General features: G+C 32.7%; 12 protein-coding genes. All 12 read left to right on the top strand.

The window, feature by feature from the left end:
• Positions 1–112 precede the first annotated feature (112 nt).
• The 12 genes from U0D62_RS17995 to U0D62_RS18050 all read left to right on the top strand — a co-directional run bounded on the left by U0D62_RS17995 (position 113) and on the right by U0D62_RS18050 (position 24,976).
• Complete coding sequence (locus tag U0D62_RS17995; RefSeq protein ID WP_322288717.1) at positions 113–1,366, top strand: efflux RND transporter periplasmic adaptor subunit; 1,254 nt, start codon at positions 113–115, stop codon at positions 1,364–1,366.
• A gap of 2 nt (positions 1,367–1,368) precedes the next feature.
• Entirely contained in the window at positions 1,369–2,046 is a 678-nt protein-coding gene (locus U0D62_RS18000) for an ABC transporter ATP-binding protein (protein WP_322288718.1), read from the top strand.
• 28 nt (positions 2,047–2,074) lie between these two features.
• Positions 2,075–4,429, top strand: coding sequence for an ABC transporter permease (locus tag U0D62_RS18005; RefSeq protein ID WP_322288719.1), 2,355 nt, complete (start codon positions 2,075–2,077; stop codon positions 4,427–4,429).
• A 26-nt stretch (positions 4,430–4,455) separates the two neighbouring features.
• Entirely contained in the window at positions 4,456–6,840 is a 2,385-nt protein-coding gene (locus tag U0D62_RS18010; protein WP_322288720.1) for an ABC transporter permease, read from the top strand.
• 29 nt (positions 6,841–6,869) lie between these two features.
• Positions 6,870–9,284, top strand: coding sequence for an ABC transporter permease (locus tag U0D62_RS18015; protein WP_322288721.1), 2,415 nt, complete (start codon positions 6,870–6,872; stop codon positions 9,282–9,284).
• A gap of 51 nt (positions 9,285–9,335) precedes the next feature.
• Positions 9,336–11,744 carry an ABC transporter permease gene (locus tag U0D62_RS18020; protein ID WP_322288722.1) on the top strand — a complete coding sequence of 803 codons (2,409 nt, stop codon included), beginning with the start codon at positions 9,336–9,338 and terminating at the stop codon, positions 11,742–11,744.
• 50 nt (positions 11,745–11,794) lie between these two features.
• The gene (locus U0D62_RS18025; protein ID WP_322288723.1) at positions 11,795–14,302 is read left to right on the top strand and encodes an ABC transporter permease; all 2,508 of its coding nucleotides are present in this window, start codon (positions 11,795–11,797) and stop codon (positions 14,300–14,302) included.
• A gap of 50 nt (positions 14,303–14,352) precedes the next feature.
• Positions 14,353–16,764, top strand: coding sequence for an ABC transporter permease (locus U0D62_RS18030; RefSeq protein ID WP_322288724.1), 2,412 nt, complete (start codon positions 14,353–14,355; stop codon positions 16,762–16,764).
• Positions 16,765–16,805: 41 nt separating this feature from the next.
• Positions 16,806–17,606 carry a head GIN domain-containing protein gene (locus U0D62_RS18035; RefSeq protein ID WP_322288725.1) on the top strand — a complete coding sequence of 267 codons (801 nt, stop codon included), beginning with the start codon at positions 16,806–16,808 and terminating at the stop codon, positions 17,604–17,606.
• Between the two features lie 73 nt (positions 17,607–17,679).
• Positions 17,680–20,100: an ABC transporter permease gene (locus tag U0D62_RS18040; RefSeq protein WP_322288726.1), complete on the top strand. Its 2,421-nt coding sequence runs from the start codon at positions 17,680–17,682 to the stop codon at positions 20,098–20,100.
• An 11-nt stretch (positions 20,101–20,111) separates the two neighbouring features.
• Complete coding sequence (locus tag U0D62_RS18045) at positions 20,112–22,517, top strand: ABC transporter permease (RefSeq protein ID WP_322288727.1); 2,406 nt, start codon at positions 20,112–20,114, stop codon at positions 22,515–22,517.
• Positions 22,518–22,528: 11 nt separating this feature from the next.
• On the top strand, positions 22,529–24,976 hold the full coding sequence (locus U0D62_RS18050) for an ABC transporter permease (RefSeq protein WP_322288728.1): 2,448 nt from the start codon (positions 22,529–22,531) through the stop codon (positions 24,974–24,976).
• Positions 24,977–25,006 lie beyond the last annotated feature (30 nt).

Consider the following 25,006-nt stretch of genomic DNA (forward strand, 5'->3'; position numbering starts at 1 on the left):
GTATCATAACCGAACACATCCCATAAAACCCAAAAACATAAACAACTAAAAAACAATAGGTTACATTTATGGCACGATAGTAACAATAGAAAAGTAAAAATCAATATTTATAATGGACGTACCAATCAAAAAAAAGAAATTCAACACATCTCGCATCGCTATTATGGCTGGAATACTGCTTTTTTTAGCACTCGTTATTTTTGTGTTCATTTCATCTACTGGTAAATCTAAATTAAAAGTAGATCTTGAACGTATCACAATTAGTGAGATTAAAGAAGGTACTTTTCAAGAAAATATCCCTGTTAACGGAGTTGTGTTACCAATCACCACCATTTATCTGGATGCACTCGAAGGAGGAAGAGTTGAAGAAAAATTCGTTGAAGATGGTGCAATTATGAAAAAAGGAGAACCTATTCTTCGACTATCCAATACAGACCTTGAACTTAGTCTTATCAATCAGGAAACATCAGTATATAATCTGCTTACTCAAATGCAGATCTCGCAGAATGCTGCCCGACAAAACACCATCAATCGATTAAATCAAAAAACAGATGTCGAAAGCGCATTCATCGAAGCAAAAAGAGTTTATAATCTTAATAAAAAGTTATACGATAAAAAAGTAATAGCCCGCCAGGATTTTGAAGAATCTGAGAACAACTATAACTACCAAAAACAACGCATGGAGTTGGCCAAAGAAATTGTAAAAGAAGACTCTATAGCCACTCAGCAAGAATTAAGACAAGGAAAAAGTTCGTATGCACGTACTCAGAGTGCTCTTGAACTAATGCGCAAAAAAGTGAGTGATCTTATTGTAAGAGCTCCTGTTGATGGGCAATTGACCTCTCTGGATGCAGAGTTTGGAGAATCCAAAAACAAAGGGGATCGACTTGGGCAGATCGATGTACTAAGCGGCTTTAAAGTAAGAGTAGATGTTGATGAGTACTATATCTCAAGAATTTATACGGGCCAGTATGGTACATTCACTTTTAATAATCAAACCTATAAATTGATTATTAAAAAGGTATACACTCAAGTTACCAATGGTCGTTTTCAGGTGGATATGGAATTCGAGAAAGATGTTCCTGAAGGAATCAGAAGAGGGCAAACGCTACAAATGAGAATTGCATTGAGTGAAGAAAAACAAAGTGTTTTAATTTCAAAAGGTGGTTTCTTTCAGCAAACAGGAGGTAATTGGATTTTTAAAGTTAGTGATAACGGAAAAACAGCATATAAAGTAGATACTCAATTAGGAAGTCAAAACACAGAGTATTATGAAGTATTACAAGGGTTACAGCCCGGAGATAAAGTAATCACTTCAAGTTATGATAATTACGGCGATATACAAGAACTTATTTTAGAACAATAATTATGATAAAAGTTACAGAACTAGAAAAATATTATGCTACCGAAGAGGTACAGACGATTGCTTTAAACAAGCTTTCTTTTGAAATCAAAGAGGGAGAATTTGTAGCAGTAATGGGACCCTCAGGATGTGGTAAATCTACATTATTAAACATTTTAGGGTTATTAGATGATCCTGATGGGGGTAGTTTTATTTTTAATGACATTGATGTCACAGATTTTAACGAACGTAAAAGAGCTAACCTACGTAAACACAACATCGGTTTTATATTTCAGAGTTTTAATCTGATCGATGAGCTCACTGTTTTTGAAAATGTAGAACTACCATTAATCTATACAGGAGTTAAGGTTGCAGATCGTAAAAAACGTGTACATGAAGTATTAGAAAAAATGCAAATCATGCATAGACGTAATCACTACCCACAACAACTATCAGGAGGACAACAACAGCGTGTAGCAGTTGCCAGAGCAGTAATCAATGATCCTAAACTCATATTAGCAGATGAGCCTACCGGTAATCTGGATAGTAGTAATGGTAATGAAGTAATGCAGTTACTTACAGAATTAAATGATCAGGGAACTACAATAATTATGGTAACGCATAGTGAGCATGATGCAAAATACGGACATCGGATTATCAGAATGCTCGACGGACAAAAAGTAACAGAAAACATCTTAGTATAAAAATTAGCAATCAAAAAATCGAACAGGAATGATCAGGAATTATATCAAAATAGCACTCCGTAATATCTGGAAAAGTAAAACCTATAGCTTCTTAAATCTATTTGGGTTAGCGATAGGGATTACCTGTGCATCTCTTATCTTTTTATGGGCAGAAGATGAGGTGAATTATAATTCAGAATTCGCTGGCAAAAATAGCATCTATAGGATCATTGAAAATCAACAATACGAAGGAGAATGGAGAACCTTCACCTCTACTCCTGGCCCAATGGCTAAAGCTATAACCGAAGAAATTCCGGGTATAGAATATGCTTCTCGAGTAAGAAATAGAAAACTCTTATTTAGCCTTAATGAAAAAAGAATTATTGAAAAAGGAGTGTACGCAGACCCTTCTTTCTTTACAATTTTTGATTTAGACTTTTTGCAAGGAAATCCAGAAAATGCATTTAATCAAGTTAACAGTATAGTTATATCTGAGAAAATGGCTAAACAATTCTTTGGAAATCAAAAAAACATTATAGGCAAAACTATTAAACTTGATAACAAAGAGAATTATACAATTACCGGGGTTATCAAAGACTTTCCTGACAATGTAACATTAAAGTTTGATTGGATATCAGCCTTTGAACCTTATGCAAAAAGTAGAGCTTGGTTACAAGACTGGGATAACAATTCTGTAGATACTTATATAAAAGTTGCTGAAAAAGCTAATGTAGCTGCAATTGACACAAAAATCAGAAGCTTTTTAGAAGAAAAAACTGGAGATCCTGGTACTTCTGCATTTTTATTCTCTATGAATGACTGGCATTTAAGAAGTCAGTTTGAAAGTGGAAAACAAACAGGAGGAAGAATCTTATATGTTCGTTTATTTATGATCATTGCTTGCATCATTCTATCCATTGCTTGCATAAATTTTATGAACCTGGCCACTGCAAGAAGTGAAAAAAGAGCCAATGAAGTTGGAGTAAGAAAGGTACTCGGAGCAGTAAGAAATCGATTAATCACCCAATTTATTACTGAAGCCATACTAATGGCTAGTTTGGCTGTTCTACTTAGTGTATTACTAACAATTTCTGTGTTACCTGCTTTTAATGTATTAGTAGAAAAACAATTAAGTATTGGATTTGGAAACCCTATACATCTTTCAGCATTATTACTCATTACACTCATCTGTGGATTATTTGCAGGTTGTTATCCAGCATTGTATTTATCCTCCTTTAAACCCATAGCTGTATTAAAAGGAATAAAATCAAAACAAGGTAGCGCTTCTCTTATTCGAAAAGGATTAGTCATAGCACAATTCACCGCCTCTATCGCACTTATCATTAGTACACTTGTTGTATATCAACAAATACAACACGTAAAAAACAGAGAATTGGGATATGAGAAGGAGCGTCTAATCACTATGAATGTGCGAGGTGATATGATTAAAAACTTTAATCGTATCAAACAAGATATGCTAAAAACCGGAACAATCGAAAATGTAGCTCTTAATAGCTATGAAACTCTTTCGGTTGGTAATAATGGATCTGGAATGACCTGGAAAGGCAAAGATGAAAGTAATGACCTGTTAATTTCTTATCGTTTTATCAGCCCCGAATTTATATCCACCGCAGGAATGGAAATTATTAACGGTCGTGATTTTCAGATTGGTTCTCCTGCCGATACTACCAATATTATTATAACCCAATCTCTGGCCAAAATAATGGGAGAAGAAACAGTTATCGGAAAAAATGTGCAATGGGGCGATTCACAATTAAAAGTAATGGGCGTTGTAAAAGACTTTTTATATGGTGATATGTATACCAGTAGTGACCCCGTTGTTTTCTTTAATGACCCCGAAGAAGCAAGATATATGTATGTAAAATTATCAGCAAATGGTAATACTGCAAGTACCTTGGGTAAAATTAAAGCTGTTATGCAGAAAAACAATCCTGCATATCCCTTTGAATATAGTTTTGTAGACGATGATTTTAATGCCAAATTCAAAAGTGAAAATCTTGTAAGTAAGCTATCCAGAATATTTGCTGTTTTGGCTATTCTAATTTCTTGCCTGGGATTATTTGGGTTAGCTGCCTATACTGCCGAACAAAGAAATAAAGAAATCGGGGTAAGAAAAGTACTGGGTGCAAGCGTAAGTCGCATAGTACGATTATTATCCAAAGATTTCTTAAAACTAGTTTTAATCGCCATTGTTATTGCAATACCTCTTGCCTGGTTCGTTATGAAGAACTGGTTGGATGGATTTGCATACAGAATTAATATTAATTGGTGGGTCTTCATAGTTGCTGGTCTTACAGCGGTAATGATCGCATTGTTTACCGTAAGTTTTCAAACAATTAAAGCCGCCATTGCTAATCCAATCAAAAGTTTACGAACAGAGTAATCATCATCAATCAAAAAACGAACAGTATGATCAGGAATTATTTTAAAATAGCATTTAGGAATTTAAAAAAACGAAAAGGTTTTACGCTAATTAATATTTTAGGGCTTGCACTAGGTTTTGGATGTTCTATTCTGATCTTTTCATATGTTAATTATCATCTTCAGTTTGACGACTTTCATAATAATGCCGACAGGGTTTATAGAATTGTTACCGAAGAACATAAAGACGATATAGAGTACGAAGCATCTGTACCGCCAGGTTTTGCAAAAGCCTTTATTTCTGATTATAATTATGCCGAAAAAGTTGCTAATTTATATATCAGAGATGGTTGGCAAATTAGTGACATTGATGGGGATGCCTCTCAACGCTTTCTTGAAGATATAGCCTTTTCTCAGCCTGATTTTTTCGAAATCTTAAACTTCCCACTTATAGATAAATTAGGAGATCGAACTCTGGATGAACCCAATGTAGCATATATAACCGAAAAACTATCTAAAAAGATGTTTGGTGATAAAAATGCACTGGGAAAAACCTTTGTACTAGAAAATACAGAAACCGTTCAAGTAATAGGAGTCCTTAAAGATATTCCTACCAAAACAACTATCAAAGGTGAAGCATTTATCTCTTTTGAAACCTTAAAAAGCTATAGTAACTTTATATACAGTGGCTCATGGGGAGGAATCAACGGAAGTCTAAGATGTTATACACTATTAAGACCTAATCAAAATATAGCTCAGATTGAGCAAACACTAATCCCATTAGTAAAAAAACATCGCCCTAAAAGTAAAAATGTACACCGTTATAAACTTCAGGCATTGGATGATATTCATTTTGATGCAAGGTATGATGGAATCAATGGCAACCTATTATGGGTATTTTCATTAATAGGTTTTTTCTTAATGGCAATTGCCTGTATCAATTTTATTAATATCTCTACCGTTCAGGCTTTTTCACGTTCAAGAGAAATCGGTATTCGCAAAGTATTGGGCGGTATCAAAAGTCATCTCTTCTGGCAATTTATTTCAGAAACATTTATTATCAGCTTTTTTGCCCTTATTATTGGATTTATAATAGCCATAATTGCATTGCCCCAATTTAATGAGCTCTTTCAATTACAACTTTCTATACAATCTTTGTTTAACCTAAAAGTGATTGGTTTTGTATGCCTTTTATTACTGATGGTTTCATTTTTTGCGGGTAGCTATCCCGGAATTATATTGGCTAGAATAATTCCTTCACTTGCACTTAAAGGAAAACTAACTCAAAACGATACAGGAGGACAACGAACTCGTAAAATTCTGGTAACCGCTCAATTTGTTATTTCTATTGTACTGATAATATCAACTATAATTATCGGACGCCAAATTAACTATGCCGTTACTCAAGATTTAGGTTTTGATAGAGAAGCTATGGTAATGGTAGAGATTCCTGAAGATATCGAAACCACAAAGCTAGAAGGTTTAAAACAAAGGATTGATCAGCTCTCTGGAGTTAAAAATAGTACAGCTTGCTTTTCAAGTCCGGGAGCATCAGAGAATAACTGGGGAACCAGCATAAAATATCATAACAGAGCTGATTATGAAGAATTTTCTATTTCTGTAAAAATTGCTGATGAAGACTATATAGACACTTTTGGTTTAAAATTAATTGCAGGACGTAATTTTTATGCATCTGATTCTATTACTGAAGTGGTCGTAAATGAAAAACTAGCCCAAAAATTAGGTCTTTCCTCCTATGAAGAATTGATCGGAAAACGTATTGATATCAACAGAAGTAATATCAAAGCATCGATTGTAGGTGTAATTGATAATTTTCACGATCAGAATTTCCACAAAGGTATTTCCCCTGTTTTTATAGCACCTCGAACCATTAATTATAATGAGATAGCTATCAAAATGCACGGGCAAAATATCAACACCACGTTGTCCGAAATTGAAAACCTATGGAAAGAAGTTTTCCCTAAATATATCTATCAGTATAACTTTCTGGATGAACGCATAGCTGGTCAATATGCTGACGAACAACGTTTTTTATCCATGTCCAGGCTATTTTCGGGATTGGCGATTTTTATAAGTTGCTTAGGACTTTATGGATTGATTTCTTTTCTCATAGCTCAAAAAACCAGAGAAATAGGAATCAGAAAAGTACTAGGTGGTAAAATAAGCGATATCTTATTATTAGTTACCCAGGATTTTCTGAAGCTCGTTCTAATCGCGGGAGCATTAGCTTCTCCATTAGCCTGGTATTTTATGAATAATTGGTTACAAAACTATACATATCGTACAGAAATAAGCTGGTGGATTTTTGCATTGGCGATAGGTGGATTATCAATTATCACTTTGGTTACAGTAAGTTATCAAGCTATAAAAGCAGCAGTAGCAAATCCTATAAATAGTTTACGAACAGAATAGTATATCATCATCAATCAAATCGAACAGTAATGATCAGGAATTATTTTAAAATAGCGTGGAGAAACATTGTAAAAGAAAAGATGTTTACAGCCATCAAAATAGGTGGGTTTGCCATTGGTATAACTGCTTGTTTATTAATCTCTCTTTTTATTAGAGATGAACTTAGTTATGATCAACATTATAAAAACACCGATAGAATATATCGCGTTGTTGCAGAATATAAAGTGAATGGAGAAGAACTCAAAAGTGTACATTTTCAATTACCATTTGCTGATGCTTTAGCTTCAGATTATCCAGAAATCCTAAAAGCAGGAAAATCTAATCCTAGTGAGCTTTTTGGAGCAGGAGCAAGAGCTTTTAACATCCAAGGTAAGGATCAAAGTATTTTTGAAGAAGGTTTTATATATGCAAATCAGGAATTACTAGATATTCTGGAAATCCCGATACTACAAGGTGATGCCGCTACCGCATTAAAAAAACCTTTCAGTATTGTAATATCAAAGTCCAAAGCTGATAAGTATTTCCCCAATGGTGATGCTATCGGAAAAACATTGGTTTTAGACAATGACACTTCCAAAACCTATATGATTACAGGAGTGATGGATAAACCATTAGGTAAATCGCACTTTGAGTATGATTTTTTAATGGAAATCGAAGACGAAAATATGAGTTGGACCAATAACAACTACTTTACTTATGTTTTAGTCGATGAAAAAGCAGACATCCAGCAATTAGAGAAAAAAATGCTTTCTGTTATAGATAAATATATCATCCCAGCCTATGGATCAAGAGGAAGAAGCAAAGAGTTTATGGATGTTATGAAAACCAGCAAACTCACCTTACAGCCAATAAGTGATATTCATCTTAAGTCTACAGTAAATATGAATGATGGCTTAAAACACGGTGATCTCAGGTTTGTATGGTTATTTGCAGCAATAGCTATATTTATTCTATTATTAGCTTGTATAAATTTTATTAATCTATCCACGGCAAAATCTGCAAATCGAGCTAAAGAAGTAGGCCTAAGAAAAACTATTGGAGCATTTAGAAAGAACCTTATTACTCAATTCATTACAGAATCTGTAGTTTTTAGTATTATCTCATTTATTCTTGGAGTAGCATTAGCCTGGTTATTATTACCAGCATTTAATTCTATTGCTGCTAAAGAATTAATGATTCCTTTAGGGCAATGGTGGTTTTTACCATTAATATTTATAGCATCTTTATTAATTGGAGTAATTGCAGGTTTGTATCCCGCATTTTATCTATCTGCTTTTAAGCCAGTAAGCGTATTAAAAGGAAACCTAAGAACTGGAAGTAAGAGTGGAAAATTGCGTAGCGGATTAGTGATTTTTCAGTTTACAACCTCTATTATTTTAATCATAGGAACTTTAATTATCTATCAACAAATGAATTATATCCTTAATAAGAAATTAGGATATAATAAAGAACAGGTACTCATTATTCAAGGAACAAATACTTTAGGAAATAAAGTTGCGACTTTTAAAAATCGTCTTAAGCAAATTCCTGATGTAAAACAGGTATCAGTTAGCGATTATTTACCCGTTGACGGAACAAAACAAAATGGTAATACTTTTCAAAAAGTTGGAGATAAAAACCTCAACAAAAGTGTTCCGGGACAGATATGGCGAGTAGATCACGATTATGTTAAAACACTTGGATTAACTATTACCAAAGGAAGAGATTTTTCTACAGAATTTGCATCCGATTCGATAAACTCAATTCTTATCAATAAAACCATGGCAAAAAGCCTAGGATTAAAAGATCCTGTTGGAAAACAAATAAGTAATGGAGAGAACTGGACTATTATCGGAGTCTTAGAAGATTTTCATTTTAAATCTCTAAAAGAAGATATAACACCATTAACATTGGTGGTTGGTAATAGCCCCGGAATGATTTCGGTAAAAATGGACACTGACGAAGTGAGCAATGTATTGGGATCTATCACAACGGTTTGGGATAATATGATGCCTAATCAATCATTTAGGTACACTTTTCTAGATCAAAAATTTGCCAACATGCATGATGATGTACAGCGTATGGGAGTCATATTTAACAGTTTTGCCATGTTTGCACTTCTAGTCGCTTGCCTTGGGTTATTCGCATTATCTGCATTTATGACCGAACAACGAAAAAAAGAAATCAGTATTCGCCTTGTACTGGGTGCATCTTTCAAAAGCATCTATAAAATATTAACAGTTAATTTTTTAAAACTAGTTGCGATTTCAATTCTAATCGCAGTGCCCATTGGATGGTATCTTATGCAAAAGTGGTTAGAAGATTTTGTCTATCGAATAGATATGAATTGGCAGGTCTTTGCAGCTTCAGGCCTACTAGTTTTAATCATAGCAGTGCTAACAGTGAGTTATCAATCTATCGGAGCAATATTAGTTAAACCTATTAAAAGCTTACGTACAGAGTAAATTTAATTAGCAATCTACTCACTAATTTATTGAGAGGTTAAACAAAGAGTTATGTTTAGAAATTATATCAAAATAGCCTGGAGAAATCTAGTAAAACAAAAAGTTTTCTCATTTATAAATATTATAAGTTTATCGATAGGTTTATCAGCTTCATTTATTATTGGGATGATGGTATATTACGATTTTACCTTTGATAAGTTTCATGAGGATGGGGATCGTATTTACAGAGTTGTAACCAATTTTGAATCTCCTCAAGAAAAAATTGGGATGTCTGTAACAGATGTTCAGTTTGTCGAAGATTTAAACTACGTTTCTGGCATAAATGTAATAGCACCATTTTATGAAGCTAATCTGGATAAAATCAAAAGCTCACAGAGAGGTGCGGAGTTTGAAAAACCCAAACATGTTATTTATACTGAGAAGGAATATTTTGAGTTGTTTCAATATACTTGGTTGGCAGGAGACCCATTAGATATTTTGGAAAGAACAAACGAAGTGGTGTTAAGTGAAAAAAGGGCCAATAAGTATTTCCCACAATTAAAGCCTTCTGAAATAATTGGTAAAACCATTACCTATAATGACTCTATAATAGTTCAAGTAACTGGTGTTGTCCAAAATTTTAAAAATAGAAGTGACCTAGTTTTTGAAGAATTTATTTCTAGCCCGACACTAAAAAATAATAATCCACCCGTTTATCAATCTCAACTATTTATTAAAATTGATAAAAACGTTGAAATAGCTACGATCCAAAAACAAGCAAACGCAATAGTTGAGAAATCTGGAAGAAAATACTTGAAAGTCTCTGGAATGGAAATGGAATTTGGTTTTCAACCATTACATGATATTCATTTTAATACTGAATACGAAATTTATGATAAAGGTAGAGCACGACCAGACAAATCGATTCTCCTGAGTTTGATATATATTGCTGTGTTTTTATTACTCTTAGGATGTATTAATTTTATTAATCTTAATACAGCCCAAGCAACTAAACGTAGCAAAGAGATAGGTATTAGAAAAACACTGGGAGGATCCAAAAAACAGTTAATCATTCAATTTTTGGGAGAAACCTTTTTATTAACGATACTTTCTTCTCTGATCTCTTTGATCATTACTGTAGGACTTTTAGAAGTATTTTCTGAGTTTATCCCCGGAGGTTTGGGAATCTCGGTTTTTATTGAACCTATAGCTATAGGTATTTTAATTAGTATTCTTTTTGGAGTAACACTATTGTCAGGTTTTTATCCTGCATTAGTACTTTCGGGATTCAAACCAATTTCGGTATTAAAAAATAAAGCTACTTCGGGAAAAAATAGTTCTTTTTTCAGAAGTTCATTAACGGTTTTTCAGTTTACCATAGCACAAATTTTTTTATTAGCTACTTTATTAGTAGGTAAACAAATCCATTTTATGTTAAACAAAAACATGGGATTTAGGTCTGAGGCAATTGCTTTTACATATTTTCCTTGGGAAGATAGTTCTTTAGACAAACGTAAACGTTTCACAGAAAAAATTAAATCTATTCCCGATGTAAAACTTGTAAGTTTTGGAGGTGAGCCTCCGGCTGGCATGCTTTTCCCAAGCTATACCACATATATTGATGGAGAAAAAGAAATTAAAATGCCTGTACATCTGTTAAATGGTGATCTTAATTATTTAGAGATATACGAAATCCCTTTACTGGCTGGGCGAAAACGTCTCAGTGATTCTAGTGAAGAATTTATTATTAATGAGACATATAGTAAACTTTTGGGCTTTAAAACTCCAGAAGAAGCTTTAGGAAAGTATCTTAAATCTTCAATTTCTAATAGTAATCCTTATCCTATAGTAGGTGTTATGAAAGATTTTAATCAACGGTCTTTAAAATCAAAAATTGAACCTATGGCTTTAAAAGGACGCCGAAGGTCTTCAACCTTCTCTGCAGTTCATTTCTCTTTGCATAGAAAAGAATCCGAAAACTGGTCAGATATCATTAAAAAAGTAGAAACTTTCTGGAAAGAAATATATCCTAATAAAGATTTTGAAGTACGTTTTATGGATGAAACCATCCAAAATTTTTATCAACAGGAATATCAGATATCTAAATTATTAAAATGGGCTACTGCTATAGTTATATTGATTAGTTGTTTAGGGTTACTTGGGCTTGTGATTCATACTACAGAAAAACGAACAAAAGAAATAAGTGTAAGAAAAGTTCTGGGAGCTCCTATCACTAGGTTGATAGTTTTGATTTGTTCTGAGTTTTTAAAACTACTGATTGTAGCATTTCTAATAGCTATACCTATTGCCGTTTGGTGGTCAAAGAATTGGCTGCAAGAATTTGCATACAGAACATCCATAAGCCTCTGGATCTTTTTAATAAGCGGACTAGGAATGTTTATAGTCGCTATACTAATAATGGGAACAAGAGTTTTTAAAACAGCAACTCTTAACCCAATAAAAAATTTAAGAGCAGAGTAAAAAAATATCATCAAATCATATCTGTCTTTGGCAGAATAAAACGAACAATAATGATCAGAAATTATTTAAGAATCGCCTGGAGAAATGCCATAAAGCAAAAACAGTTTACTATTCTTAACATACTAGGGTTAACAATAGGAATTACTACTTGTTTTATAATAGGATTATATATCCATAGTGAGATGACTTTCGATACTTTTCACGATAAAGGGGATCGTATCTACAGAGTGAATCAACCTAACATTTGGGGAGATTGGAGCTCAATATCTGCTAATACAGGGCCTAATGTGGCAACCGCCTTAAAAGAGGATGCTCCAGAGTTTGAACAAGTAACACGATTATTAAATACAAATTCAAGAGTTGTACGAACTCAGAACAATGAAGAAAGTAGTCTATTTAATGAAACTAATTATTTTGCTGCAGAAGAAAATTTCTTTGATGTCTTTTCGTTTAACTTTATAAACGGTAATCCAAAATCTGCTCTAAAGTCTCCAAATAGTATGGTGATAACCAAAGAGACTGCTACTCGATATTTTGGAGATAAAAATCCACTTGGAGAAATTGTTGAAGTTAAAGATTATGATGGTTCCTGGAAAGGGTATACGATCAAAGGTGTATTAGAAAATGTACCTCACGAATCTCATTTGCAATTTGATATCCTGGTATCTCTAAGTAGTTTTAAAGAGAATATGGATAGAGATGGTTGGAAATGGATATGGACTGCCTTTTCTACTTATGGATTAGTAAAAGAAGGAACAGATATCAAAGCTTTAGAGGATAAATTACAGGCTATCCCTCCAAAATGGGCACCTCCCACTACCGAAAAAATATTCAATCAGTCTTTTACAGAGTTTACCGATGGTAACCCCTGGAAACTATACCTTCAACCATTGAGAGAAATTTATAGTTCTGGAGATCCTGACCTTCATTCCTTTGGTCCTACAGGAAATCCTCAATTTGTGAGCATATTTGGTGCTATTGGGATTTTGGTACTTGTACTATCAAGTATAAATTTTATGAACCTTTCAACAGCCAGATCCTCAAAAAGAGCAAGAGAAATAGGAGTAAGAAAAGTATTAGGTTCTAAAAGAAATGGATTAATCAAACAGTTTGTAGTCGAGTCCACTTTTTACGTAGTCATCAGTACTATTTTAGGACTGTTTTTGGTATATTTTTTACTAGATGGATTCAATACCATTGCAAGAAAAGATATTGATTTAGTGCCGTACCTCAACAATCCTATATTTATTGGTGTAGTGATAATCTTTATGCTGCTATTAGGATTGATAGCAGGTAGTTACCCTGCTTTTTATTTATCATCATTTAAACCTATTGAAACGCTTAAAGGCAAAATAATTACTGGTTTTAAAGGAAAAGCTATTAGAAATGGGTTAGTTGTATTTCAATTCACTATTTCTATAGCACTTATTATATGTACATTTTTTGTACAAAAACAATTATCATATGCTTCATCTCTGGATATCGGGTTTGCAAAAGATAATATCTTGCAAATTCATAATATAGAACAAATAGGATTTGATACAGAAACCCTTAAAAATAAATTTCTTTCTAAACCTGCCTTTACTAAAGTAGGCAAATCCTTCGGAATCCCTCCAAACATCTGGTCAGGAGATCGATATAAAGCAGACGGTCCTGAGAGTTCTGTGGTTCAATTACGAAATGTGCGTACAGAAGAAGATTATCTCAACGTATTAGGAGTAGAGTTTTTGGCAGGTCAAAATTTTGATATATCCAGAGCTAATGATAAATATAAGGTGATCCTAAATGAAGAAGCTGTAAAAGTTCTGGGTTGGGGTACTCCAGAGACGTATCAAACCAATTCTCCTATAGGAAAAATTGTTGCCTTGGCTTCTGGTAGTGAAGATGAATTTGAAGTAATGGGAGTTGTTAAAAACTTTAATTTCAATAGTGTTAAAGAAAGAATAGCACCATTAGTTATCATTCATCATCAAAATGATAAAGTATGGGATTATGGAGGTGGCTTATCGTTTTATTCGATGCGCTTAAATCCAAATGTGATCAAAACTGCTTCGGATCTGCAATTGATTATAGAAGATGTCAAAAAAGAAGTTGCACAAATAGATGCATCGGTTCCTTTTGAATACAGTTTTATGGATCAGGATTTTGAGAATACTTTCAGGTCAGAACAACGTATGAGTACGGTATTAAACATATTTACCCTTATGGCAATGATTATTGCTTGCTTAGGATTATTTGGATTAGCAGCTTTTTCTGCAGAACAACGCATTAAAGAACTAGGTATTAGAAAAGTGCTAGGCGCTAAGGTTTCTCAGCTTACCCTGTTGTTTTCGTCAGAGTTCACAAAACTGATATTAATATCCATCCTTTTGTCAATGCCAATTGCTTATTTCTTAGTAAATGAATGGCTTAAAGATTTTGCATATAGAACTCCTATAGATATTTGGGTATTTGTACTGGCAGCAGTTTTTGCCTTTATAATTACAATACTAACAGTAAGTTTTCAGGCTATTAAAGCATCTATAGCAAACCCTATTAATAGTTTAAGAACAGAATAAAAAGTATATCATCAATCAATCTGTTTCTGGCAGATCAAAAACAAACAGTTATGATCAGGAATTATATTAAAATAGCTTGGAGAAACTTATTAAAAAACAAGATGTTTTCATTCATCAACATTTTTGGATTATCTATAGGTTTAGCTACTTGTTTCCTTCTTCTATTATATGTTTTTAATGAGCTTAGTTATGATAAACATCATAAAGATGTAAATTCAATTTACAGGATAGCTTTAGAGACAAAAGATGAAAAATGGGCAGCAACACCTGCTCCAGTTGCACAGGCTTTAAAAACAGATTTTAATGAAATCGAAGAAGTCACTAGAGTATTAAATTTTCCAACTGTTGATAGACTTTTATTAAAGAACGAAAAAGATGATACTCAGTTTTATGAAACTAACGGTTATTATGCTGATGCGTCATTTTTTAAAGTTTTTACTTATAATTTTAAATTTGGAGATTCTAACACAGCATTAGAAAAACCAAATACGGTAGTAATTTCTGAATCAATTGCTACCAAAATGTTTGGAGATCAAAACCCCATTGATAAAACAATCAGTATTGGTATCCCTTATGGAACTTTTGATTATACAATAAAAGGTGTTTTTAAAGATGTTTATAAATCACATGTAAACCCCAACCTTGTATTATCCATGCAAAATGGGGATTTAGGACAATGGGTAAAAAATCAAACCAATTGGGCTAATAACAATATATTTTATACATATTTAAAATTTAAAAAAGATACCAAACTACCTTCTTTTACACAAAAAATCCCCGCTTTTTTAGATCGTAATGGTGGTGCCGATTTGGAAACAATAAATACTTCAAAAAGCCTTTTTCTACAGCCTATTAAAGATATTTATCTTAAATCTTCTATTGGCAATGAAATCTCGAGTAACGGAAGTATGAAGTACATATACATATTTAGTTCAATAGCTGCTTTTTTATTATTGATTGCCTGCATCAATTTTATGAACCTCTCCACTGCTCGATCAGAAAAAAGAGCCAAAGAAGTGGGTGTTCGTAAAGTAATGGGAGCGAATAAAAAGACATTGATTATGCAGTTCTTAGGAGAATCTCTTTTGATGTGTTTTATAGCACTTACTATTGCATTATTAATCATATTACTTTTCTTACCAGTTTTTAATGCGTTAACTCAAAAAGAACTTGACCTTTTTCAAAACCCAATGCTCATCTATTGGATTATTGGTCTTACTATAATCACGGGGTTATTATCTGGTATGTATCCTGCTTTTTACCTATCGTCCTTTAAACCAATTACTGTGTTAAAAGGAAAATTGATTAATAGTATTTCTGCAAGCAGTATTCGCAAAGGGCTTGTAGTGTTTCAATTTACAATCTCTGTATCACTAATATTAGTAGCTATAGTGATCTGGAAACAAATGAATTATCTCCAAAATCAGGATTTAGGATTTAAAAAAGATCAACAAATTATAGTTCCCTTTCGTAATCCTAATGTAGTTAAAAACTATGATGCTTTAAAAAATGAAATCCTAAAAAATCCTAAAATTGCTTCAGTATCTGCAGGAACCACGTATCCAGGTTTTCAACTTGTTCAAGACAAACTTTTCTATTCCGAAGGAAAGACCATGGAAGATAAAGTAGATATTCATTTTGCCCAGGTATATGATGATTATATAGAAACATTAGGGTATAAATTGCTACAAGGAAGATCTTTTACCACTCAATTTCCAGCTAATAACAATAGTATAATTCTTAATGAAACAGCAGTTGCTCAATTGGGGTATACTACAGAAAATGCTGTTGGAAAGAAGATATATTATGAATATGAGCAGGAAAGGTTTGACATGGAGATTGTAGGAGTAGTTAAAGATTTTAATTATCAAAGTTTACACCAAGCAATTACTCCATATGGAATAGTTCGACTCGAACAAGAACAACCAAATTATCTTATTGCCAATGTTAAAGAAGGTGACTTTACAACCATTGTAGCTGGCATTAATACTATCTGGAACAAAATAAACTCAGGAACTCCATTTGAATTTTCTTTTTTGGATCAGGATTTTCAGAGAAACTATAACCGAGAAAAAAGAACATCTGATATTATCACCTATTTTACAGCAATCACCGTATTTATAGCTTGTCTGGGATTATTAGGACTAGCATCGTTTAGCACGGAGCAAAGAAGAAAAGAAGTTGGTATTCGTAGAGTTTTGGGAGCGTCAATTACTAGTATAACAGCTTTGCTTTCTAAAGACTTTTTAAAACTAGTGATTATAGCTATCCTTATCGCTTGTCCTATTTCTTATTATCTAGGGTATACCTGGCTTCAGGACTTTGCATATCGCATCAATATAAACTGGTGGTTATTTCTTGCTGGTGGTATTATAGCAATATGTGTAGCTCTTGCAACGGTAAGTTTTCAGGTTATTAAAACGGCAATTATAAGTCCAGTAAGAAGTTTACGAACAGAATAAAAATCAATCTAATTGCCTTCAGGCAAATAAAAACAATAGTTATGTTATTCAATCATTTTAAATCAAACCCTAAGAAAAAAGCCAAAAAAGCTGGTTTTGGTATCCTCATACCAACTCTTATTATGGCATTGCTTTTTAATCCAGAAAATAAAAGAGCGCAATCCAAAACTATAGCGGTAGACCATTTTGAAAAAGTAATCGTAAGTCCTCATATTCAGGTTACTTTTAAAGAAGGTAATGAAGAATCTGTTACTATAGAAAATGCAAAACTTCCATTAGAAAAAATAAATATGGTCGTTTCTGGAAAAACACTTCATATTTATCTGGATGGTGCTAAAACTGTGACCAAAACTAAAACTGTTCAAAAAAATGGTTGGAAACAAAAAGTTCCGATTTACAAAAACACCATGGTTACCGCAGTAGTTACCTACAAAAAACTTCAAGACCTGTCTTTAAGAGGAGAAGAAACTTTTGTTTGTGAAAGTCTGATAAAAGCAGACAAGTTTAAACTAAAAATTTACGGAGAATCCCAGGTGTATTTAAACAATGTACAATTCAATAGTCTTAGCTCTTCTATCTATGGAGAAAGCTATCTTGAAATTAAAAAAGGAACCATCGGTAAGCAAAGATTTATTGCATATGGTGAGAGTCGGATCAATACATTAGGAGTAGATAATCAAATTACCAAAATCACTTCTTATGGTGACGGTAGCTTTAGGTTTAATGTATCTGAAAATTTAAACATTACTGCTTTTGGTGAAGCTAATGTAGCTTTTGAAGGTGATCCAAAAATAAAAAAAGGACTTGTATTTGGAGAAGCCACTGTTAGAAAAATTAATTAAACGCACATCTCTTCTATTATAAATTATAATAGACGATCGTTGATAACCAGGGACAAACTAATAATCATATACTATGTATAATTTATATTTAAAAATTGCCATTCGTTATTTAAGAAAGAACAAACTCTATTCTTTTATAAATATAGCAGGATTAGTTATAGGAATGTTTTCTTTTATATTGATATCCTTATATGTAAATAATGAGCTTAGTTATGACAAATTCGACAATTCAGAAAATGTATATCGCGTATACATGGATTATCTTGAAGGGGATAACTTTGTTCCTGGAGATGCGCAAACCTATAATTTAACTGGTCCTTCCTTAAAAAAGGAGTTTCCTGAGATACAAGAATACACCCGAACACATCGTTTTGACAAAGTCACTTTTACTTTTGGAGATAAAACTATAGAAGAAACCAAAGGTTGTTTAGCAGATCAGTCCTATTTTGATATCTTTAAATACCCTTTGTTAAAAGGTAACCCTGATATTGTTTTAAAAGATCCCTATTCCATTGTTCTTACAGAGTCTTTATCAGAGAAGATTTTTGGGACAGAAAATCCTATAGGTAAAACACTCTCTGTGTATTATGCACGAGAAGAAGCTGTTGTTAAAGTTACTGGAATTGCTAAAGATACTCCTGAAAATACCCACGCCAAAACAAATTTCTTTATCTCCTTTAACACTTTAATAACCTGGGATGCTTTCTTAGGGCAGCAAAAACCCAATTGGAGTCAAAACAACTTTTTTACCTACATCAAGGTAGATAAAAACACAAATATTGCTCTTCTGAAAGAAAAGATTATGAATAGTAATCTTGATGGAAAAGATGCAGAAAGACATAATATAGAACCTCTGGAGGACATACATTTATATTCAAATAAACCATATGAGGCAGAAACAAATGGCAGTATTAGCAGGGTACGATTTTTATCTGCAATTGCGTTTATTATATTAATACTTTCCTGGTTTAATTACATCAACCTCTCCTCTACTAAATCCTTAGAAAGAGCAAAAGAAATTGGCATCAGAAAAGTAGTAGGAGCGCAAAAGAAACAACTCATTATTCAATTATTATTAGAATCAATACTAATTAATTTTCTGGCCATTGGGATAGCCATTGTATTGTCTTTTATTTTGCTGCCTGTTTTTAATAATTATACCGGTAAATCCTTATTCTTACAACTATCAGATGTAAAAAGGCTATTGCCTATAGTCGGATTTATTGTAGTAGGAATTTTGCTTGCTGGTTTATATCCTGCATTACTAGTAAGTAACTATAATCCTACAAAAGCATTAAAAGGTAAAATAAGAACTTCTGCAAAAGGCTTAAATGTTAGAAAAGGTCTCGTTATTGCCCAGTTTATGGCTACTATAACGTTGCTCATCGGTACCATTGTTGTAACAAAACAAATCAATTTCTTAGAAAAACAACCAATTGGTACAAATCTTAATCAGGTGATTGCTTTACATGGAGAAATTATTAGTAAAAAGGAAGAGGATTTACTAAAAGCAGATTTTAACATTTTAAGAACCGAGTTAGAAAAATTCTCATTCATAAAACAGACTTCAACAGCAGAAACGTTTCCAGGAGATGGTTATGATCTCCTGTCTTCCTTTATTGGTATTACGTATCCTAATGGTATTAAGGATGACAAAAAAATGTATCATCAATACCAGGTACATCCGGATTATTTTGATCTATTAGATATTAAGTTTATGGCTGGAAAAGCATTTTCATTAGACGGTCAGAATCCTAATTATAAAATTGTAGTAAACGAAAAGTTTATACAGGAAATAGGAATCCCAGAAGCATCAAATGCCATTGATAAAAAAGTCAAATTCTTTGGGAAAGAATGGACCATTTCTGGAGTTATGAGGAACTACCATCATTTTAGTCTTAAAAATGTAAAAAAACCAATGATCATTCGATATGGCAATGCCAACAGTAATCTTTTAGTAAAATTGGACGATCAGATCGTATCAACTTCAGGAATACAAAATACCATAGTTGAATTAAAAAATGCTTGGAACGGAGTTTTTCCTCAAAGTACATTTAAATATACTTTTCTTGATCAAAAATTTAAAGCTCAATATCTTGATGATGCTAAATTTGGAGATGCTTTTAAGATTTTTACAATATTGGCTATATGTATTGCAGTGTTAGGGTTATTTGGCCTTACTTCATATACCTGTATTCAACGAAAAAAAGAAATAGGTATTCGCAAAGTAAGTGGAGCAACGGTTTTTAAAATTTTAGCGTTACTTAACAAAGATTTCCTAAAATGGATATTAATTGCCTTTATACTTTCCATTCCTCTTTCCTGGTATGTTATGAACATCTGGTTAGAAAATTTTGCTCTAAAAACACCTATTAGTTGGTGGATATTTGCTACGGCTGGTATCGCGGTATTACTGATTACTTTACTTACAGTAAGTGCTCAGGCATTCAAAACAGCAATTGCTAATCCTATATATAGTTTACGAACAGAATAAATTCAAAACGTATGATTAAGAATTATTTCAAAACGGCCTGGAGAACTTTTTTAAAGAATAAAGTAAACACGAGTATCAATATACTTGGGCTTTCAATTGGTATCACTTGTTGTATCATCGTACTTATTTTTGTAAAATATGAATCTAATTTTGATGATTTTCATCCTTATTCAGAGCAAACTTATAGAGTAGTTCAACATACAGAATTTGCAGAACAAACTATGTATTGGAATACTACGGCATATCCATTAGCAGAAGCCCTAAGAAACGATTTACCCGATATTGAAATTGTTACGCAAACAGCAGGGCCTGTAAAAAGGTTCATAAGCATTGAAGATCAGAATAAAAAGGTTCTTCGCTTTGAGGATGACTATATCCTATTTGCTGATTCTTTCTTTCCAAAAGTTTTTCAATTGGATTGGATTATAGGGAATCCCGATACTGCTTTACAAAATCCATCGTCTATTGTATTAACAGAAGATTTAGCTAAAAAATACTTTGGTAAAGATGCCATATCCGATCAATCTATTATTGGAAGAATTGTCAAAATGAACGGTAAAGATCCTCTTACTGTAACAGGTATCATAAAAAATGCGCCTGGTAACACTACGCTACGATACAATATGCTAATTCCATACGAGTTTTTCAAAATGCACAATCGGTATTTTGCTGAAAATTGGTCTGGAAACTACCAAGGAACCACCTTTGTAACATTGGATAAAAAAATTGATAAAACAATAATTGAATCCAAAATTGCTACCTGGAAGAAAAAATACTTAAAACCAGAGGATGATAATCGCATTTCATATTTTCTACAACCATTAAAAGAAATTCATACACAAACCTTATACGGAAGCAGTCCTGGAGGATATATCATGCCTCAGAAAGTAATTAATACAGCCTATATAGTTGCTCTCTTTATTCTTATTGTGGCTATTATTAATTTTGTAAATCTTATTACTGCACAATCCAGCATTAGATCCAAAGAGGTTGGTGTAAGAAAAGTTATAGGTGGTTCACGTTATCATCTGATATCTCAATTCATCCTGGAAAATGTTGCACTTATTATAATTACAATATGTTTTGCTCTGTTCTTTATTCAGTTTTTATTAGAACAAATCAATCAATACTTAACGATTATCAACCTGCAACTTCTGTTGCGTTGGGAAGATATAGGATTGATTATTGCAATTGGTGGTGTTACCATCCTTTTGGCAGCGATTTATCCAGCTTTTGTTCTTTCTTCATTTAATCCCATACGGGCTTTAAAAAGTAAGATCATATCTGGAAATGGTCGAAAAATTGGGTTTCGAAAAGTATTAATTGTATTTCAATTTATCATTGTACAATTGTTTGTCATTGCTGCGATTGTTATTGCAACTCAAATAGATTATTTCAGAAATAAAGAAACTGGATTTTCATCAGATGCTGTTGTCACTATGCCTGCGCCGGATTTTGATAAATTACAAGTATTTAGAACATCCTTATTACAAAATAAAAATATCGCAAAAGTAGCCTTTGGTTCTGGTCCACCAATGGCAGTAGAAAGATTAAGATACGGAACAACTTTTAGACTTCCGCAACAATCAGAAGAAGAAAGACAGGAAACAGAAATGAAAGTAGCCGGTATTAATTATCTTGATTTTTATGATTTACAATTAATTGCAGGAAGAAATTTTATAACCACCAAAAGGAGGTTTGATGAATTTATTGTTAACGAAAAATTGATACAATCTAAAGGATGGACTCCACAAGAAGCCATAGGAAAAAAACTTGTGATTAACGAAGGAGAAGCTACTATTGTTGGAGTGGTAAAAGATTATCACAATTCTTCTTTACAATCAGAAATTACTCCTTGTATTCTCATCAACTGGAACTCTATTCAGAATCAAGTTTTTGTGAAAATTAAAAATGGTAATTATAAATCATTAGAACAGATTGAAGAGATATGGAATGATACTTTCACTTCTGCGGTGTATACCTATAATTTCCTGAATGATTCTATCGAAAAAGAATACCTATTAGAACGACTTATTTTTAATGGTGTTACGCTACTCTCTATTCTTGCAATTAGTATAGGATGTATGGGATTACTTAGTTTAATGTCTTTTATCACCATGAGAAAGAGAAAAGAAGTAGGAATTCGCAAAGTACTTGGAGCTTCAGCTATGCAAATAGTTTCTTTCTTTTCACGAGAATTTATGGTATTAATAATCATTGCATTCTTAATAACTGTGCCTGTGATATATTATATCCTGAATTTATGGCTTGAAAGTTTTACGTATCGTATAGAATTATCTATCTGGATGTTTTTGAGTGGAGGTTTATTAACCCTAATCATCGCTATTATCACTTCTGGATTTCAATCTGTAAAAGCAGCCATCGCCAATCCTATTAATAGTCTAAGAACCGAATAAAAAAATAAAATATGCTTATTAATTATTTAAAAATAGCCTGGAGAAACCTATTAAAGAACAAAGTGTTTTCTTTTATAAATATTATTAGCTTATCCATAGGTCTTAGTGCCTCGTTTGTAATTGGTTTAATGGTGTATTATGATTTTACTTTTGATCAATTTCACGAAGGCGGAGATAGGATTTATAGAATCACAAGTGAGTTTACTTCTCCTCAAGGAAATTTTTATAATTCTGGTGTTCCGGTTCCTTTATCGCAAGCCTTAAGAGATCAGGTGTCTGGATTAGAAACCATAACTCCATTCATTACTTCTTCGCCTTTAAATGTAAAAAATGATATTACTGATCAAACCTTTAAGAACACTCGAAGAATTATTTATACGGATAAAAATTATTTCGGTTTATTTAGATATGAATGGTTAGCTGGATCTCCTCAAAATACATTATCCAACCCTAACGAAGTAGTTCTAACAGAAAGTCGGTTAAAAAAATACTTCCCTTCTTTAACTCCACAGCAAGCGATTGGCAAAACCTTGACTTATAATGAAAAAACAATTGTAAAAATAATCGGGGTCGTTGCAAATTTTAAAGAGCGTAGTGATTTTATTTTTGAAGAGTTTATTTCTATCAAAACAGCCGATCAGATAGATACAAGATCTATTGCATCCAATACTAATTGGGGTAATACTAATTCTAGTTCTCAGTTATTTATTAAGGTTAAAAAAAATGTAGCATTAACAATTGTCCAAAATCAGTTGGATGCTCTGGCCAAAAAACATGAAGATAAAGAAATGGCTTCAATGGGACAGCATAAAAAATTTCAATTACAACCGCTATCAGATTTACACTTTAGTCCTAAGTATGCCGCGTATGATTTTAGTTCTGCACAAGCAAGTAAATCGGCGCTTATAAGTATCATTTATGTTGCAGTATTTTTACTTCTTTTGGGGTGTATTAATTTTATTAACCTAAATACGGCTCAAGCAGCTCAACGTAATAAAGAAATTGGAATTCGGAAAACTCTGGGAGGCTCCAAGAAACAACTTATTTTTCAGTTTTTAAGTGAAACTTTCTTACTAACCCTTTTTGCTACCTTAATATCACTATTACTTTCTGTCTGGTTATTAGAAGTATTTTCTGATTTTATTCCAAAAGGAATAAGTATTGAACTTCTTCTAAGTCCGGGAATGCTTTTATTTTTAGGAATTCTTATACTAGTAGTTACTTTTTTATCAGGTTTCTACCCTGCTCTTATATTATCGCAATTCAATCCTATCTCTGTATTAAAGAATCGTGTACTCCCAAAAAGTAATAAATCTACTTTAAGAAAATCACTAACTGTATTTCAGTTCGTAGTAGCTCAGGTATTTATCATAGCTACTATTCTGGTCGGTAAACAAATTAACTATCTGGTCAATAAAGATATGGGGTTTAAAACAGAAGCTATCGCTTATATAGGTACTCCCTGGAAAAACAATACGGTACAAAAACGTGAAATATTTAATCGAGAAATACAAAAACTTCCTCAAATAACAACCACCAGCTTAGCAGGAAGCCCACCAGCATCACCAAGTTATAATACAAGTGCTGTTACCTATTTTGATGGTAAAAAAGAAATTTATACCGATCTACAATTACTTTATGGAGATCAACACTATTTAGATTTGTATAACATCCAATTATTAGCAGGTCGAAAACAATTAAATGATACGATAAGAGAATATGTTATTAATGAAACTTATATGAATCTACTAGGCATTAAAACACCAGAAGAAGCTATTGGTAAGTTCTTAAAAAACGGTAAAAACACATATCCGATAGTGGGTGTCATGAAAGATTTTAATCAACGTTCATTACGATCAGAAATTAAACCTATGGCATTGGTTGGAGATTGGTATCGAAATCAATATCCTCAGTTTGATACTCTTCATTTTTTATTGCAAAAACAACAAGATGAAAATTGGTCTGAAACAATTGCCAGTATAGAGGATGTTTGGAAAACCATATATCCTGATGCTCGTTTTGAAGTTAAATTCATGGACGAAACGGTAGAAAAATTTTATAAGCAAGAATATAGAATATCCATGCTATTAAATTGGGCAACCGGATTATCCATCATTATAAGCTGTTTAGGATTGTTTGGATTAGTATTATACACAACTCAAAGGCGTACCAAAGAAATAGGAATTAGAAAAATACTTGGAGCTTCGCTTATGAAAATTAATATGCTGCTATGTTCTGAGTTTGTGATATTATTGGGTATCGCCTTTATTATTGCAATCCCTATCGCATGGTACGGATTACATAATTGGTTGCAAGAGTTTGCCTATAAAACCAGTATCAGTTGGTGGATATTTGTGTTTAGTGGTGCCGCAATGCTCACTGTAGCACTTGTGATTATGAGTATAAAAACAATTGCTGCTGCTATGAGCAATCCTATAAAAAGTTTGCGCACAGAATAGTACGCATCAAAATCAAAAATTATTAATTAA

Source organism: Aquimarina callyspongiae, assembly GCF_034322225.1.
Taxonomy (GTDB): domain Bacteria; phylum Bacteroidota; class Bacteroidia; order Flavobacteriales; family Flavobacteriaceae; genus Aquimarina.